This window comes from Pseudomonas fluvialis, from assembly GCF_002835605.1.
GTDB classification, from domain to species: domain Bacteria; phylum Pseudomonadota; class Gammaproteobacteria; order Pseudomonadales; family Pseudomonadaceae; genus Aquipseudomonas; species Aquipseudomonas fluvialis.
The window spans coordinates 269,320-284,641 of the sequence record NZ_PIYS01000027.1; the positions used below are offsets into that span (position 1 = coordinate 269,320).

Consider the following 15,322-nt stretch of genomic DNA (forward strand, 5'->3'; position numbering starts at 1 on the left):
TATGCCTCATACCATTGGCTTCGTCGACAACTCGGGCGGCACGCTTGCCCACTACAAGATGCTGCAGACCATCCGCGACTTCGCCTCGGCGAACGGCTGGACGGTGCTGCGCTACGACACGGCTCCAGCCAACCGCGAGCTGATCCTCAAGGGCGTGGGCTACACCGGCGACGAGGAGATTTTCGTTGGGTTTCGCACCTACCAAGACGCCTCGGCCGACTACTACAACCTGCTGGCCGGCGTGTTCACCGGCTACGTACCCGGCAATACGTTCGACACCCAACCAGGTGCGCGCCTGAGCGGCGTGCCCGCGCACAACAACCGCATTGATTACTGGCTAACCCTCAACCCACAGCGCATCGCTCTGGCCATGAAGGTCGGCACCCCGGTCTACGAGAGCGCCTATGTCGGCAAGTGCCTGCCCTACGGCCGACCGAGCCAGTACCCGTATCCGGTTGTTTGCGCCGGGATGCTGAGTGGGGCTGCTGCAACGCGGTTCAGCGATACCAGCCACTCGATTCCCTACAAGGGCAACCGGGCGAACATGGCGCTGCGCAGCAATGATGGTTGGCTGCAGCCGTATGGGTATCCGTGGGGAAACTCAGCGATTGCGGGAGGTACACAGCTCCGCGATACCGGTGGTTATTACCATCCGTTGCCTGTCGAGCTGCACGACAACGCCGCGAACATGTGGGGGGCGCTTGACGGCATTTTCTATATCAGCGGTTTCAATAATGCCGTGGAGAACACCTTCACCCTGGACGGTCACGACTATGTGGTGATTCAGGACGTATCCCGCAATGGGTTTACCGATTACTACGCACTGAGGCTCGATAACTGATGGCTTATTACAGTGGATCTGCCGTCGACATGGCCGCTGTGCGCTCTGCGCTGGTATCTGCTTGCACCTCCGAGGGATGGAGCTGGGACGGCTCTGGTGAGGTGCTGAGTAAAGGGGTGTTGTATCTCAGATTGCGTGTTGTCAGTGGCTATCTAGAGTTGTTGGGCCGCACTTCGGCCAGTGCCGGGGATGCACCGTCCGTAGTGCGCATGGGTCAGTTAGCCGCAACGTCCATCAGCTACCCCGTTGCATACGAGATTTTCGTATTCGACTGGGAGGTTTACGTCGTTATCAATTACAGCATTGACTACTACCAGTGGTGTGCATTCGGCCGCTCGATAATCGAGGGGCTGCCAGGTAGTGGCATGTGGTTGGGGGCGACGCTGGAGGCGAATAATCCGACCGGAATCAGTATCACGGGTTCCGATGGCGTTAACACAAACAATACGATCACTCCTGCAATTTTTTGGGCAACCAGTATTCAGGTTGGCTCGCGCAATCGTAATTGCTATGTGCATTCGGGGTTGGACTCTGAGGGCTGGAATCTCACGATATCAGGCGGAACCTCGCAGGTGGGTATCACTCAGCTCGTACCGTTGATCGGGCTGCTGCCGAGCGCCTGGAACAGCGAGGCCGTTTTACTGCCAGTCCGCTGCTACAAACAGCGCCCATCTCAAAAAGTTAGCCTAGTCGCGGATCTGCAACATGCTCGCTATACGCGCGTCGACAATTACGCGCCAGGTCAGATCATCAATATAGGTTCTGATCGCTGGAAAATTTTTCCGTGGTATCTCAAAAACACAGCTGCTAGGGCGGGCGGTAGCGAGGGCATCAGTCATACCGGAACGTTCGGTTGGGCCATTCGTTACGAGGGCGCGTGATGGCCACGTTGAGTGCTCAGCATTTGAATATCACGCAGGGCTCGATTGAGCCGAAGCTATTCGCGGCTGATCTCTACACCTACGCGTTTGTTGAGCAGCCCACTGAATCAGAGGCACAGCGATTGACTGGTGGTGCTACGTTGAATGCGGGATACCCCGTATTAGCCAGCGGCCGCGAGATCACGGCCGTGCGCTTGCGGGCATTCGTTGATGACTACTACAACCGAATCCATATCACCCCCAATCGCCTCGACCTCGGCAACGTCGTTTCCGCTCAGTCGTCGCCCGTAAGCCTGTGGAACGCATTTCTGGAGCCACGCACGCTCAGTGCCATCAATGGCCTCGACGAAGGCATCGAGATCAGTGGCCAGCCTGATGTACCGCTGCTGTTCCCGGCTCTGAAGGAGCGTATCTGGCAAGTCACGATCACCCCCGATGGCCAGCCGGTGCTGGATGCCACCCTGGAGTGGCAGTTCGAGGGCGATATCACTGCAGCGCTGCGTATTACCGCCAACCGCATCATCGCCTGGACATTCGTGCCGGACTGGGGCGATGGCATCGAGGAGACGCTCACTGCGTCCACCGACATCCTGCTGAGCGAATCGGCTGTCAGCCAGCGCCGCCAACTGCGCCTGGCGCCGCGCCGTGAGTTCAGCGGCCCGATGTATGCCGAGGGCCGTGAGCGGCAGTACCTGGATCTGGCGCTGTTTGGTTGGAGCGATCGCATCTGGGCCATGCCGATATGGCCGGACATCCAGTTGCTGGAAATGGCCGTGGACGTTGGCGCCGAGTTCATCCAGTGCGCTACCGAGCACCTAGATTTTCGTGCCGGCGGTCTGGCCATGCTGCGTGGCGATGACGCATTCACCAGTGAGACGGTGGAGATCCTTGATGTGCAGAGCACCGGCCTGCAGCTCAAGCGCGGCACGCAGCAGGCGTGGCCGGCTGGCTCGCGTCTGTATCCAGTACGCACCGCCCAACTGCTGGCTGAACCTGAGCTAAGCAAGCTCACCGATCGTCTGATCGAGGCCAGCGTGCAGTTCCTGGTTGTCGAGGAATGCGAATGGCCGGAATGGCTGCCGACCACCCTGTATAGAGGAAGGCCTGTCTGGGATCGTCGCCCGGACGACAGCGAGAACCTGACCCACTCAGCCCAGCGCCTACGCTCGACGCTCGATAGCGGCATGGCCATCCCGCTGATCACCGATACCGCCCAGCGCGCCCTGCAGATGCTCGGCCAACGGCACCTGGATCTGGGCCGCGAAGCGCGCGCACTGGTGCGCTCGTTCATCTACGGCATGCACGGCCGGCAAAAAGTCGTCTGGGTACCGAGCCATATGGATGACCTGACACTGGTGGCCACAGCCTCGGCGGTGGCCACCACCCTCGACGTGGCCAACATCGGCTACACCCGGTTCAGCAACGGCAAGCCTGGGCGCCGCGATATCCGCATCGAGCTGTGGAATGGCACGGTGCTGATGCGCCGCATCACCGGCGCTATCGAGCTGGATGGCCAAACCGAGCGCCTGGCCCTCGATGCCGCCCTAGGCATTGAGGTGCAGCCGGGCGACGTGGCGCGTATCAGCTGGATGAACCTGTGCCGATTCGATGCTGACGCGCAGCGCATCGATCACATGACTGACAGCCAGGGCGTTGCCGCATGGGCAACTGTGTTTACAGAGGAGCGCGACGATGAGTTTTAAATCCGCTGCAGCCCAAAACGAAACGTTGAAGATTGTTCGCATCACTAGCTGGCGTTTCAGTTTGAAGCGAGGGTTTTGGCGCCACACCGATGGATTTGAGTACTACCTACACGGGCGCCAGGTGAATATCTGGGCTGATCCGGTATGAGTTTTGACAGCCGCGAGACTTCCTTGGCTGCAGGTACGCCAATCCGCCTCTACGAGTTCCGACGTGGCGTGATGCGCTGGCTGTACAACACCGGCGGCCGGGATATCACGTTCGGTACTCAGATCTACCGCACGGTTCGCGGCGGCATCTCCGACAACGGCATCCGTCAGAGCGGCGTTGCCAAGCAGGACAGCCTGATTATTACCGCGCCGGCCGACATCGAGGTCGCGCAGCCATTTCGCAATAGTCAGCCCAGCGCGTCTATCGGGTTGATCATCTATGACATGCACTACGGCGAGAGCGATCGCAAATGGCGCTACACCGGCGAGATCTCGAACGTGCGCTGGCCAGCGCTGGACACCTGCTCGATCACCTGCAACGACATTGATGCGGAAATGGATCGGCCGGGCCTGATCGACACGTTCAGCCGCACCTGCACCACGATTCTCGGATCTCCCTGGTGCAAGGTCGACCTCAACCCATTGCGGGTGGACACCGTTATCCAGTCGCTCAATGGCGCCGCGATCAGCAGCGGTGCGTTGGCTGCATACCCGGATGGCTGGTTTACCGCTGGCTGGGTCGACTGGCCGATTGGCCAGGGCGAATATGACCGCCGCACGATCGAGCGCCACGCCGGCAGCGAGCTGGTGCTGATGGGTGGAACCTTTGCACTGGCTGCTGGGCAGTCGATTCGCGTGTATCCGGGTTGCGATTTCACCGCCAGCACCTGCAACGCCAAGTTCAGCAATCTGCCGAATTTCCGTGGCCAGCCACAGATGGACGGCAAATCCCCTTTCGACGGCGATCAGGTGTTTTGAAATGTGGCTACAGATTGCAATCCTTGTTGCCAGCTTTTTGCTCAGTCAGGCCAACCAGCCGAAGACGCAGAAGCCCAAGCCGGCGTTCTTCCAGGACTTCGACTTTCCGCGCTGCGACGAGGGAACGGAAAAGGAATGGATCTTTGGGCAGGTGTGGCAGGAGGACTGGATGGTGCTCTCTGTGCGTAACCAGCGCAGCCGGGCCATCAAAGTGAAGGGGAGCAAGAAGTGACCGATCCGTTGATCGTTACCATCCAGCATCTGCACACGGTGCCGACCTGGACGACGCGCACTGGCTATTGCGCCAAGCAGTCCCGTGCCTTCTTCGCCGAGCACGGTTTGGACTGGCTGGAGTTCGTCCGCGAGGGTATCGACGCCGAGCTGCTGCTCGCCACCGGCAACGCGCTGGCCGAGCACCTAGTGGCACACGCACGAGTAGTTGAGGAGGCCCGCAATGGGAGCCAAGCCTAAAGCCCAGACGGTCGGTTTCCGTTATTCGTTCGACATCCACGGCGCGCTTGCCAAGGCCATTGATGGCCTGCTGCAGATCCGCGCCAGCGGCAAGGTGGCATGGTCGGGTAATGCCACCAGCAGCCAGTCCATCAGTATCAACGCCCCCAACCTGTTCGGCGGTGACAAGGGCGAAGGGGGCATTCAAGGGCAGTTCGATCTGATGATGGGCGACGAGGCCCAGCCGCTGAACACGCGCCTTGCTGCCGCACTTGGCGGCGGCCAGGTGCCGAACTTCAGGGGCTTTGCCGGCTTCTTCTATTCCGGCCTGGTCACCTCGATCAACCCCTACCCTAAGAAATGGGAGACGCTCAGCTATCGCCGCATGGCGGGCTGGGATGGCCCGGTCTGGTACCCGGAGACCTGCGCGATCGACCTCGCCGGCGGACAGGTGCGGGCGATGAATCCGGCTCACATCCTCTATGAGACATACACCAACCGCGAGAACGGCCGTGGCCTCGATCGCTCGATGCTCGATGATGCCGCCTGGCGCGCTGCAGCGCTGAAGCTCTACAACGAAGGCTTCGGTCTGTGCATTGGTTGGAAGCGCAGCCAGGGCACCCTAGCCGATTTCCGTGACCAGATCTGCGAGCACATCGGCGCGTACTGTGGCCCGGATCGGAATACCGGGCTCATCACTCTCAAGCTGATCCGCGATGACTACAACGTGGCCGATCTGCCGCTGTTCGACGAGGAAAGCGGCCTGCTGAGCATCGAGGATGACGAAACCGGCAGCGCGGTGCAGGCGCCGAGCCAGCTCTATGTTGAGTTCGTCGACGCCATTACCGGCAAGAAGGATCGAGCGCGTGCAGTAAACCCCGCGATTGCACAGGTCCAGGGAGGGCCATCGTCCGAAACCAAAAGCTACCCGGCTATCCCGACCGGCGATCTGGCCGCGCGTGTAGTGCAGCGCGACATGCGGGTTAAGGCCAGCAACCTGCGCAAGTACAAGGTGAAGCTGGATCGGCGGGCCGCGAACATCGGCCCGGCGGATCCGTTCCGCATTCGCTCGCTCAAGCGCGGTATTGCTGAAGTTGTAGTACGCGCCGGGCGCATCGAGGACGGCACCCTGGTCAACGGCACAATCACCATCACCTGTCTGCAGGACGTGTTCGGCCTGCCGTCATCGTCGTTCGTCGTTGTACCGCCGAGCGGCTACGTGCCGCCCGATCGCACGCCATACGCTCCTAGCGTGCGCCGGCTGATGGAGGTGCCATACCGCGAGCTGGCAGGGTTGATCGACCAGGCCAACCTTGAGCTGGTCGATGTGACCGCTGCATGGGCTGCATCGCTGGCCGCCCGCCCGAGCGGCCTCTCACTCAGCTACAGCCTGCTGACTCGCCCCGGTACCACCGGCGCGTTCGCGGATCGAGGTACCGCTGACTGGTGCCCCACCGCGTTACTGGTAGCGGCGCTGCCGGCATCTTCCGGCCCGAACGTCGTGACTGTGACCACCGCCCTCGATCTCGACCAGGTCGCCGTTGGCCAGGCCGCGCTGCTCGATGACGAGATCGTGCGCGTGGATGCCATCAACCTCACCACCAACCAGGTCACCCTGGCCCGAGGCTGCGCCGATACCGTACCTGCGCTGCACGCTGCCGGCGCCCGGATCTGGTTTTACGATGGATTCGAGGGTGCGGACGAAACCGAGTACACCAGCGGCGTTACCATCCAGGCAAAACTGTTGACGAATACGAGCGAAGGGCAGTTGGCCGAGGGGCTGGCTCCTAGTGATTCGCTCACCCTGGCGGGGCGGCAGGGGCGGCCATATCCACCAGGGCAGTTCAAGATTTCCGGTGTTTACTATCCTGCGAGTGTTGTGGGTGATGTAACGATCAGTTGGGTTGGAAGGGATCGCCTGACACAGGCTGATCAGCTTATTGATACGACATTCGGCGGTGTGGGGCCGGAAGCCGGCGTCACCTACAGCGCAAGACTGTTGAGAGTTTCCGATGGTGCTGTTTTGTATAGCCAAGCAGGCCTCACGGGAACATCTACAACTCTGGCTATTACCTATGAAGGGGCGGTCACGGTCGAACTGTGGGCTGTCCGTGGAGGGGTTGAGAGTTACCAAAGGCAGCGTCATACCTTCAACAGATACCTGCCTCTGCTCGCCCCAACGGGTCTTACGGCTAGCTATTTAGGGGTCTGATATGCCTGTACGACTGACATGGACTAATAACAGCGTTCCCGATAAAAACCTTATCTATAGGTCTGATAGCCCTATGTCTGTCGGGGCGTTGCCGGTTGCGCTCGCTGAAGTCGCTGCGTCTGCTTCAGCTTTCAACGATATGAGTGCTATTGATGGCTCAACCTATTACTACCGTGTTCAAGCCGTACGCGGCACTGACACAGCGATTAGCGACCAGGTCTCAATCCTAGCAACGCCTCCCGTCGCGCCTCCAACCGTTGTAGGTACAGCATATGGAGGTGGTTTTTATGCCGGTGACCTCACCTACGGTGGTACTACCTGGGCGCTCATCATTGCTGACGTTTCGGCCGAACTGATCAACACGCTCGGATGTCGATGGAAGACATCCACTACTACTACTAGTGGCGCCGACAGTTTGACCGATGGATTGGCTAACACCCTAGCGATGACAACTGATGTTCACCCGGCCAGTGCACACTGCCAGGCCTACGCGGTCGGTGCTATAGACGACTGGTACCTACCCTCGATTAACGAGCTGGGCGTCATCTACACAAACCTGCGACCGGCTGGCGCATCTACACCTGCCCTGTTCAAAACAGGTGGAGCGCAAGCTTTGGATGCCCAAAACTATTACCGGACATCTACCCAATTTAATGCGACATACGCTTACTCAAGACGAATGGTCGATGGCTATACCGATACATCAAGCTACTCAAAGACCGCCTCAAGCGTTCACCGCGTCAGGCCGATCCGGCGTGTAGCACGTTGATTTTGTAATTCATTTGCCGTATTTGAAACTCAGTCGGCGCTACGTTTATCGCGCGTGATTACACGATTTATCGCGCGGCTCTACATGCAGCTGCGGGCTGAGGTCGGCACTGGCCTCCAGCTCCACGCCGCGGCTACGCACCTGGCCCAGCTGGGTACGCACACCATGGCTGCCATTCTTGCGCACGTTGTCCTGGGTCAGCTCGAAGAGGGCCAGGCTGACGCTGGCGTCGAGCTGTTCGGGCAGGTATTTCACGCCGACTTCGTACTGCTCGCCCTGTTCTGGCTGATACGGCTCACCGCTGCTGGGGTTGATGTCGGTAACCGGCAGGAAGAACTCCGAGTAGCTGGCGTAGGGAGTCAGGCCGTGGTCGGCCAGGTAGGCCAGGCCGGCACTCCAGGTCATGGCATGGTCGCGCAGGCTCTTGTTGACGCCGCTGCTGCGGTTGTTCAGGTCGCTGCGTGCATCGTCATAGCGCATGGCCAGCTGGCTGACCCAGCGCTCGTCAAGCTTGAGCTGATGTTGCAGGTACAAACCCAGCTGGTCGGCACGGGTCTGCTTGTGTTGCAGGTCGGCGGCGCTCAAGGGGGCCAGCGTGGCGCTGTTGATCAGGCTGGTGCCGGCCGGGTAGATAGGCTGGTAGATATCCAGGGGTTCGCGAATCAGCGGGTCGCTGGCAAAAGCCTGTTCGTCGATGTGCAATTGCTGGTAGTCGAGGCCGAGCAGCAGGGTGCTTTCCAGGTTGTCCTGGCTCCAGTGCTGGAGCAGTCGATTGTCCAGCGAGAGGTTGTCGGCTTGGCCATCGGTATACGTCAGACCGCGCATGATGGTGCGACGCGAGGGATCGTTGAGGTCGGGCAGTGCGCCGCTGGCCAGGGCGAATGCCGTGTCGAAAGGCAGGTTGAGACGGCTGGCGAGGACGCCGGCGGCCCGGTTGAGCAGGTCGATGGCATGGCCGGCGTAGTACATCTGGCGTAACTCGACATCCAGCTTGCCGTAGCGCATGTTCTGCTGGAAGTCCCAGTGCTCGTCGAGGCGGTGGTTGAGCTCATAGCCGATATTGAACTGGCGGCGGTCGAACTTCTCATAGGCCGGATTGCCGACCGCGACATCGTCAGCGATGCGTCCGTTGCCGGTTGCCCACAGGCTGCCTTCTGCCGGCAGGAACTGCAGCTGTGGCTGGGAATTATCCTGCTGCCAGCTGGCCAGCAGGGTCAGCGAGCTGTCTTCGGCGAAGTCGATCCGCAGCGACGGAGCCAGCAGCAGTCGTTCACTGTCCACCTGCTCGACCTGGGTGCCGGTGTCGCGACTCAGACCGACCAGGCGAAAACGCATGCTGCCCTGGCTGTCCAGGTCGCTACCCACGTCAAAGTGCAGTTGCTGGCGGGAGAAGCTGCCGTATTGCAGGCCGACTTCGTTGCGTGCCTCGGCATTCGGGCGTTTGCTTTGCAGGTTGATGATGCCGCCTGGCGTGGACTGGCCATACAGCACCGAGGAGGCACCTTTGAGAACTTCGACACGTTCGAGCAGGTAAGGATCGACCTGCCAGCTGTAGAAGCCGCTGGAATAGACGCGTACGCCATCCTGGAACAGGCCGTTGTTGGCTTGCTTGAAGCCGCGCAGGATGAACCAGTCCTGCTTGTTGTCCTCGCCAAAGTAGCCGCCCTGGATACCTGCCGAGTAGCGCAGTGCATCGCTGATGGTTTGGCTGTTGCGGTCCTTGAGCTGTTGCTGGGTGACCACGCTGACCGAGCGCGGCGTAGCGGCCAGTGGGGTGTTGGTCTTGCTGGCGCTGCGACTGTTGTAGGCGACATAACCGCGGTCTTCGCCGACCGGGCTGTCCAGCTCGGCCATCACGCTGAGACTTTGCAATTGCAGCTGGCCTTGTTCGGCGGCCAGCTCCAGATGGTAGCTGCCGTCGGTACTGCGTACTGCACGCAGGCCACTGCCGGCGAGCAACTGGGCCAGACCATCGGCGATGGCGTAGTCGCCATGCAGGGGGGGCGCCTGGCGTCCCTGGCTGAGTTGCGGGTCGTAGCTGAGCAGGATGCCAGCCTGGCTGGCAAAACTGTTGAGCGCCTGCTCCAGTGGCCCAGCGGCGATCTGGAAGGGTTGCCCGGCTGCCTGGGCCAGGAGTGGCCCGCTGGCCAGGCCGAGCAGGCTGGCGCGCAGGCAGAGGCTGAGCAGGGTAGGGGCGACGGCATGACGCATGGTGTGGGCTCCGGTGGCCAATGGCTGTTGGCAAGGAGGCCGAACGAGCGTGCAAAACCTGCAATTTTTTTTAGGCAGGTTCCACGCTGACCCAGTAGCGCGTGCGGTAGTGCAGGCGTACCGGCAGGGTTCGGGCGACGGCCTGCAGCACACGTTCCGTGTCATCCAGCGGAAAAACCCCGGAGATGCGCAAGGCGGCGACTTGCGGCGCCCAGCGCAAGAGGCCATGGCGCTGCCTGCGCAATGCGCCGAGTAGTTCGGCCAGCGGCATCTGCTTGGCTACCAGCAGGCCCTGTTGCCAGCGACTACGGTCGATGTCGGCGGGGCCGGCAAGTTGTGCCTGGGTGTCGCGCACCCAGTAGTCATGGCCGGCAGCCAGGTCTGTGAGTGCGCCTTCGCCCTGCCAGCTGGCCTGCCCGCGATACAGGCTCAGGCGAACCGGTTGTGGATCAAGGCGCAGTTGTAGCTGGCCCTCCTGCAGTAGGCAGCGACCCTGCGCACAAGCGATCAGCCAGGGACTGGCTGCTTCGATCAGTACCTCGCCCTGATGGACTTGCAGGCGCCGCTGATCGCCCAGTTCCAAGAGGTCCACTGCACTGTTGCTGTTGAGGTGCAGCAAGCTGCCATCGGCCAATCGCCACTGGCGACGCTCGCCGATGGCCGTGCGCTGGTTGGCCAGCCAGGTAGGCCAGGGTGCCTGGTCAAGGCCCAGCACCGTGCCGCCGAGCAGCAGGCCGCACACGCTTAGTTGGCGCAAGGCCCGGCGGCGCTGCGGGTCATGTCGGGCTTTTTGCAGGGTGGGCTGCAGCAGGGCTGGGGGTAGACTGCCCAGGCGCTCGCTGAAGCGTTCCAGGCGCTGCCAGGCGGCTTCATGTGCTGCGCTGGTTTGACGCCAGGCCAGGCAGGCCGCTTGTTGCTCGGGCGTGGCGTGGCCGGAGAGCAGGCATACGCGCCAGTCGATAGCCTGCTCCAACAGCGTATCGTCTGGTGCATTCATAGCAGCCCCTGGCGGTGGCAATGGCGCAGGGCCTGGCCCATGTACTGCTGGATGGAACTGATCGAGCGTCCCAGGCGCTGGGCAATCTCCGCATAAGCGAGGCCTTCAACCTGGGAAAGCAGGAAGGTTTCGCGCACGCACGGTTTGAGCCCATCGAGGACACGGTCCAGCGCGACCAGGGTCTGCAGGTGTTGCAATTGTTCTTCCGGGCCCGGGTGCAGAGGCTCCGGCAACACGGCCAGTGCTTGCAGGTAGGCGCGTTCCAGGCTGCGCCGGCGATAGTGATCGATCAGCAGGCCCCGTGCGATGGTGCCCAGCAAGGCACGCGGCTCGTCGATGGTGGGGCGTTGCGGTTGCTGGAGGAGGCGCACAAAGGTGTCCTGGCTCAAGTCGGCAGCCTGGGCCGGACAATCCAGGCGTTGGCGCAACCAGCCCAGCAGCCAGCGGTGATGCTGCTGGTAAAGACTGGCGACATGGTTGAGAGCGGCAGGCACGGCAAACATCCAGGAAGTGGAAATATTCGCGCATATTAATGCGACTATTTATCATTAACAAACGGCTTTTGCGGCTGGATGCGTAAGGGCTGGCATGTCGATTTACCCGCCATCCCGGCTAAACTGCCGTCTGTTGCCTGCTGGCCAGCACGATGGCTGCGAGAGGTCATGTGCATTTGCCAGGGGTTGCCAGGTCGGGCGCTGTGCGGCGTCGTAGTAGGGCTACGCTGAGACATAGCAACGACGTCACTCGTGCCGTGGGGAGGGTGAGACGCGAATGTTCAAACCTGATCTGCGCCTGTTGATCGTTTTGCTGGGGCTGGCGGTCGGGCTGGTGACCTTCATCAACGCCGTTCTTTCGAGCTACCAGACCGAGCGCGATCTGCTGATGGCGCAGACCCTGGAGGCCAACCGGGTGTATGCCGCCAAACAGGCCGCCAGCACGGAGCTGTTTTTGCTCAACACCCTTGAGCAACTGGCCTATAGCGCCGGTCGCCTGGCTGAGGGCTGGGAAGATGCCGCGGCGCGGATGGATGAGGCTGAACGCCTGAGTCGCCTGAGCCGCAGCTTCAACGCGGTTACCGTACATGACCGACAGGGGCGGATCATCGCCACGTCCAGCGACGGTCTTGCCATGTTGGGCCTGCGTAGCCAGGGCACGGTAGCCGATGACGGACATGGCCAGCGCTCCTGGGTGTCGCAACCCTTTCGCGGCGTCAATGGCGAACTGCTGGTGTTTCTCTCCTATCCGGTGGTGGATGCCGCCGGCCAGGCACTCGGCCTGGTAGGGGGTACGCTCTATCTGCAGCAGCCCAATGCCTTGCATGCCTTGCTGGCCGAGCATTATTACCGTGACGGTACGCACTTCTACGTGGTCGATCGCAGCCGCCAGTTGATTTATCACTCCGATGCGCAGCGTGTGGGCGAACAGGTGGTCTTCCATAATCCGGCGGTGGAGGCCGTGCTGCAGGGGCGTGCCGGCATGCAGCGGCTGATCAATTCACGTGGCATCGATATGCTGGCCGGCTACGCACCGGTGCCCAGCGCTGGCTGGGGGGTGGTCGCGCAGCGGTCGACGGCGCAAACCCTGGCAGAGCTGGACGAGCTGATGCTCAAGACGCTGCGTAACAGCATTCCCATCACCCTGCTGTCGCTCCTGGCGATTGCCTGGCTGGCCCGCTGGATTGCCAGGCCACTGCGTAACCTGGCCGATACCGTGGAGCACTGGGACAGCCCGACTGCCGATGAGGAAGTGCGCCGTGTGCGCGCCTGGTATTTCGAGGCGCAGCAGTTGCAGCGCGCCATGCAGGAAGGGCTGGCGATGCTGCACGACAAGCTGGGCCGACTCAGCGAGGAGAACATTACCGACCCGCTGAGTGGCCTGCTCAATCGTCGCGGCCTGGCCCTTGGCCTGGAGCGCTTGCAGCAGCAGCGCCTGCCGTTTGCCGTACTGGCACTGGATATCGACCATTTCAAGCAGATCAACGATCGTTATGGCCATGCGCTGGGGGATCGCGTTTTGCAGCACCTGGCCGGGCTGATGCGTGACTGCTCGCGCAGTACCGACCTGCTGTGCCGCAGCGGTGGCGAGGAATTTCTCATGCTTTTGCCGCAGGCCGATGCCGCGGTGGCCATGCGGGTTGCCGAGCGCCTGCGCCTGAGCATGGCCAGTATGCCCAGCCCGACGGGTACGGCAGTCACCGTGTCGTTGGGCGTGGCCTTGTGGCCGGGGCCGCCCACGCCGGTCGCCCAGGTGCTCAAAGCGGCGGATGCAGCGCTCTACCAGGCCAAGGCGCAGGGGCGCGACCGCGTGGTGTATGCGCCTACTGGCGAGGACAGTGCAGCAGGTAGCTGAGCAGCGCGGGTTCGGGGCTGGGCAGGGCGCGCCACCAGTGGCTGGGCAACTCGCCCAGCAGGGCCTGGGCAAATGGCCTACCCAGCGGATCGTCGCGGTACAGGCTGATCACCCAGGGCTCACCGCTGGCGCAGACCAGTTGCTGGAACAGTGCCCGGCCGATACCGCGTCGGCGATATTTGCGCAGGATGAACAGGTCGGCGAATTCCTTGGCGTCGATGCCGGGCAGCTCGCTACGCTCGACTAGCAGGAAGCCAGCGATGAAGCCGTCCACCAGGATCAGGCTGGCGCTCCAGTCCGGCTCCTGCCAGTAGCGCGCCAGGTGTGCATGGTGGATGTAGAAACGCCCGTCGTTCTCCACCTCTTCATCCTCCCAGTCCGAAGACTCGTAGGCATAGAACTGGTAGAGGTTGGCGATCAGCTCGGTGGCTGTTGCGTCGGTGCGCATGAGTTCGATCTGCATGGGGCCTCGCCCGGCGGTTGGGTGCGCTATTATCCGCGCTTTTCCCGGTGGCGGAGACACTTCATGGCCAAGGCCAAGCGCATGTATGGCTGCACCGAGTGCGGCGCGACCTTTCCCAAGTGGGCCGGGCAGTGCGGCGAGTGCGGGGCCTGGAACACCCTGACCGAGACCGTGATCGAGAGTGGTGGCGCTGGCGCACCGTCCGGGCGCGGCGGCTGGGCCGGGCAGCAGGCGCAGATCAAGACCCTGGCCGAGGTCAGCGTCGAGGAAGTGCCACGCTTCTCCACCGTCTCCGGCGAGTTGGACCGGGTGCTTGGCGGCGGCCTGGTGGATGGCTCGGTGGTGCTGATTGGCGGCGACCCCGGCATCGGCAAGTCGACCATCCTGCTGCAGACCCTGTGCAACATTGCCCAGAGGCTCCCCGCGCTGTATGTCACCGGCGAGGAGTCGCAGCAGCAGGTGGCCATGCGCGCGCGGCGCCTGGAGCTGCCGCAGGACAAACTCAAGGTGATGACCGAGACCTGCATCGAATCGATCATCGACGTGGCGCGCCGCGAGCAGCCCAAGGTGATGGTCATCGACTCGATCCAGACCATCTTCACCGAGCAACTGCAGTCCGCTCCCGGCGGCGTGGCGCAGGTGCGCGAGAGCGCGGCGCTGCTGGTGCGCTTCGCCAAGCAGAGCGGCACGGCGATCTTCCTGGTCGGCCACGTGACCAAGGAAGGCGCCCTGGCCGGCCCGCGCGTGCTGGAGCACATGGTCGATACCGTTTTGTACTTTGAGGGCGAGTCCGACGGCCGCCTGCGTTTGCTGCGCGCGGTGAAGAACCGCTTCGGCGCGGTCAACGAGCTGGGCGTGTTCGGCATGACCGACAAGGGCCTCAAGGAGGTCACCAACCCCTCGGCGATCTTCCTCACCCGTGCCCAGGAGGCGGTGCCGGGCAGCGTGGTCATGGCCACCTGGGAAGGTACCCGGCCGATGCTCGTGGAAGTGCAGGCGCTGGTCGACACCAGCCATATGGCCAACCCCAAGCGCGTGACCGTGGGACTCGATCAGAATCGCCTGGCCATGCTGCTGGCCGTATTGCACCGGCATGGTGGCATTGCCACCTACGATCAGGACGTGTTCCTCAACGTGGTCGGCGGGGTCAAGGTGCTGGAGACCGCTTCCGACCTGGCGCTGATGGCCGCGGTGATTTCCAGCCTGCGCAACAAGCCGCTGCCGCACGACCTGCTGGTGTTCGGCGAGATCGGCCTGTCCGGCGAGATCCGCCCGGTGCCGAGCGGCCAGGAGCGTCTCAAGGAAGCGGCCAAGCATGGCTTCAAGCGCGCCATCGTACCCAAGGGCAATGCGCCCAAGGAGGCGCCGGCCGGCCTGCAGGTGATTGCCGTGACGCGCCTGGAGCAGGCGCTGGATGCGTTGTTCGACTGACATACTGATCTGCGACAACAGGTCGCATGCGCGGCTTTGCATAATGGCC

The 15,322-nt window shown here is 62.2% G+C and carries 14 protein-coding genes; 10 read left to right on the forward strand and 4 right to left on the reverse strand.

Annotation, left to right across the window (positions count from 1 at the left end; genetic code table 11):
- Position 1 precedes the first annotated feature (1 nt).
- The 8 genes from CW360_RS14215 (at position 2) to CW360_RS16860 (ending at position 7,822) form a co-directional block, all read left to right on the forward strand.
- Positions 2-841: a hypothetical protein gene (locus CW360_RS14215; RefSeq protein WP_101194160.1), complete on the forward strand. Its 840-nt coding sequence runs from the start codon at positions 2-4 to the stop codon at positions 839-841.
- A complete protein-coding gene (locus CW360_RS14220; protein ID WP_101194161.1) occupies positions 841-1,722 on the forward strand; it encodes a hypothetical protein in 882 nt (293 codons plus the stop codon). The genes CW360_RS14215 and CW360_RS14220 overlap by 1 nt, the downstream gene beginning before the upstream one ends.
- A gap of 188 nt (positions 1,723-1,910) precedes the next feature.
- Positions 1,911-3,425 (forward strand): hypothetical protein, encoded by a 1,515-nt coding sequence (locus CW360_RS14225; RefSeq protein WP_245874727.1) that lies wholly within the window; start codon positions 1,911-1,913, stop codon positions 3,423-3,425.
- A 144-nt stretch (positions 3,426-3,569) separates the two neighbouring features.
- Positions 3,570-4,391, forward strand: coding sequence for a phage BR0599 family protein (locus CW360_RS14230; protein ID WP_101194163.1), 822 nt, complete (start codon positions 3,570-3,572; stop codon positions 4,389-4,391).
- A 1-nt stretch (position 4,392) separates the two neighbouring features.
- Positions 4,393-4,623, forward strand: coding sequence for a hypothetical protein (locus tag CW360_RS14235; RefSeq protein WP_101194164.1), 231 nt, complete (start codon positions 4,393-4,395; stop codon positions 4,621-4,623).
- A gap of 8 nt (positions 4,624-4,631) precedes the next feature.
- The gene (locus CW360_RS14240) at positions 4,632-4,862 is read left to right on the forward strand and encodes a hypothetical protein (protein ID WP_101194195.1); all 231 of its coding nucleotides are present in this window, start codon (positions 4,632-4,634) and stop codon (positions 4,860-4,862) included.
- Complete coding sequence (locus CW360_RS14245) at positions 4,846-7,053, forward strand: hypothetical protein (RefSeq protein ID WP_101194165.1); 2,208 nt, start codon at positions 4,846-4,848, stop codon at positions 7,051-7,053. Before CW360_RS14240 ends, CW360_RS14245 begins: the two co-directional genes overlap by 17 nt.
- 1 nt (position 7,054) lies before the next feature.
- Positions 7,055-7,822: a fibronectin type III domain-containing protein gene (locus CW360_RS16860; protein WP_157825310.1), complete on the forward strand. Its 768-nt coding sequence runs from the start codon at positions 7,055-7,057 to the stop codon at positions 7,820-7,822.
- A gap of 45 nt (positions 7,823-7,867) precedes the next feature.
- On the opposite strand, the gene CW360_RS14250 is transcribed toward CW360_RS16860, so the two are convergent.
- The 3 genes from CW360_RS14250 to CW360_RS14260 form a co-directional block, all read right to left on the reverse strand.
- A complete protein-coding gene (locus CW360_RS14250; RefSeq protein ID WP_170307398.1) occupies positions 7,868-10,033 on the reverse strand; it encodes a TonB-dependent siderophore receptor in 2,166 nt (721 codons plus the stop codon).
- A 70-nt stretch (positions 10,034-10,103) separates the two neighbouring features.
- Positions 10,104-11,030, reverse strand: a complete 927-nt coding sequence (locus CW360_RS14255) for a DUF4880 domain-containing protein (protein WP_093984318.1) — start codon at positions 11,028-11,030, stop codon at positions 10,104-10,106.
- On the reverse strand, positions 11,027-11,524 hold the full coding sequence (locus CW360_RS14260; protein ID WP_371870540.1) for a sigma-70 family RNA polymerase sigma factor: 498 nt from the start codon (positions 11,522-11,524) through the stop codon (positions 11,027-11,029). Before CW360_RS14260 ends, CW360_RS14255 begins: the two co-directional genes overlap by 4 nt.
- A 277-nt stretch (positions 11,525-11,801) precedes the next feature.
- Here CW360_RS14260 and CW360_RS14265 point away from each other — a divergent pair, with 277 nt between their 5' ends.
- The gene (locus CW360_RS14265; RefSeq protein WP_101194167.1) at positions 11,802-13,379 is read left to right on the forward strand and encodes a GGDEF domain-containing protein; all 1,578 of its coding nucleotides are present in this window, start codon (positions 11,802-11,804) and stop codon (positions 13,377-13,379) included.
- Here the strand turns inward: CW360_RS14265 and CW360_RS14270 are convergent.
- A complete protein-coding gene (locus CW360_RS14270; RefSeq protein WP_101194168.1) occupies positions 13,348-13,842 on the reverse strand; it encodes a GNAT family N-acetyltransferase in 495 nt (164 codons plus the stop codon). The genes CW360_RS14265 and CW360_RS14270 overlap by 32 nt on opposite strands.
- 63 nt (positions 13,843-13,905) lie before the next feature.
- On the opposite strand from CW360_RS14270, the gene radA reads away from it, so the two are divergent.
- Positions 13,906-15,273, forward strand: a complete 1,368-nt coding sequence (gene radA, locus CW360_RS14275; protein ID WP_101194169.1) for a DNA repair protein RadA — start codon at positions 13,906-13,908, stop codon at positions 15,271-15,273.
- The last annotated feature ends 49 nt before the right edge of the window (positions 15,274-15,322 follow it).

Excerpts from the sequence above, each read along its gene's own strand:
- CW360_RS14270 (WP_101194168.1), bottom strand. The coding sequence starts at position 13,842 with ATGCAGATCGAACTCATGCGCACCGACGCAACAGCCACCGAGCTGATC.
- CW360_RS14230 (WP_101194163.1), top strand. The coding sequence starts at position 3,570 with ATGAGTTTTGACAGCCGCGAGACTTCCTTGGCTGCAGGTACGCCAATC.
- CW360_RS14215 (WP_101194160.1), top strand. The coding sequence starts at position 2 with ATGCCTCATACCATTGGCTTCGTCGACAACTCGGGCGGCACGCTTGCC.
- CW360_RS14255 (WP_093984318.1), bottom strand. The coding sequence starts at position 11,030 with ATGAATGCACCAGACGATACGCTGTTGGAGCAGGCTATCGACTGGCGC.
- CW360_RS14265 (WP_101194167.1), top strand. The coding sequence starts at position 11,802 with ATGTTCAAACCTGATCTGCGCCTGTTGATCGTTTTGCTGGGGCTGGCG.
- CW360_RS14220 (WP_101194161.1), top strand. The coding sequence starts at position 841 with ATGGCTTATTACAGTGGATCTGCCGTCGACATGGCCGCTGTGCGCTCT.
- CW360_RS14235 (WP_101194164.1), top strand. The coding sequence starts at position 4,393 with ATGTGGCTACAGATTGCAATCCTTGTTGCCAGCTTTTTGCTCAGTCAG.
- radA (WP_101194169.1), top strand. The coding sequence starts at position 13,906 with ATGGCCAAGGCCAAGCGCATGTATGGCTGCACCGAGTGCGGCGCGACC.
- CW360_RS14245 (WP_101194165.1), top strand. The coding sequence starts at position 4,846 with ATGGGAGCCAAGCCTAAAGCCCAGACGGTCGGTTTCCGTTATTCGTTC.
- CW360_RS14250 (WP_170307398.1), bottom strand. The coding sequence starts at position 10,033 with ATGCGTCATGCCGTCGCCCCTACCCTGCTCAGCCTCTGCCTGCGCGCC.
- CW360_RS16860 (WP_157825310.1), top strand. The coding sequence starts at position 7,055 with ATGCCTGTACGACTGACATGGACTAATAACAGCGTTCCCGATAAAAAC.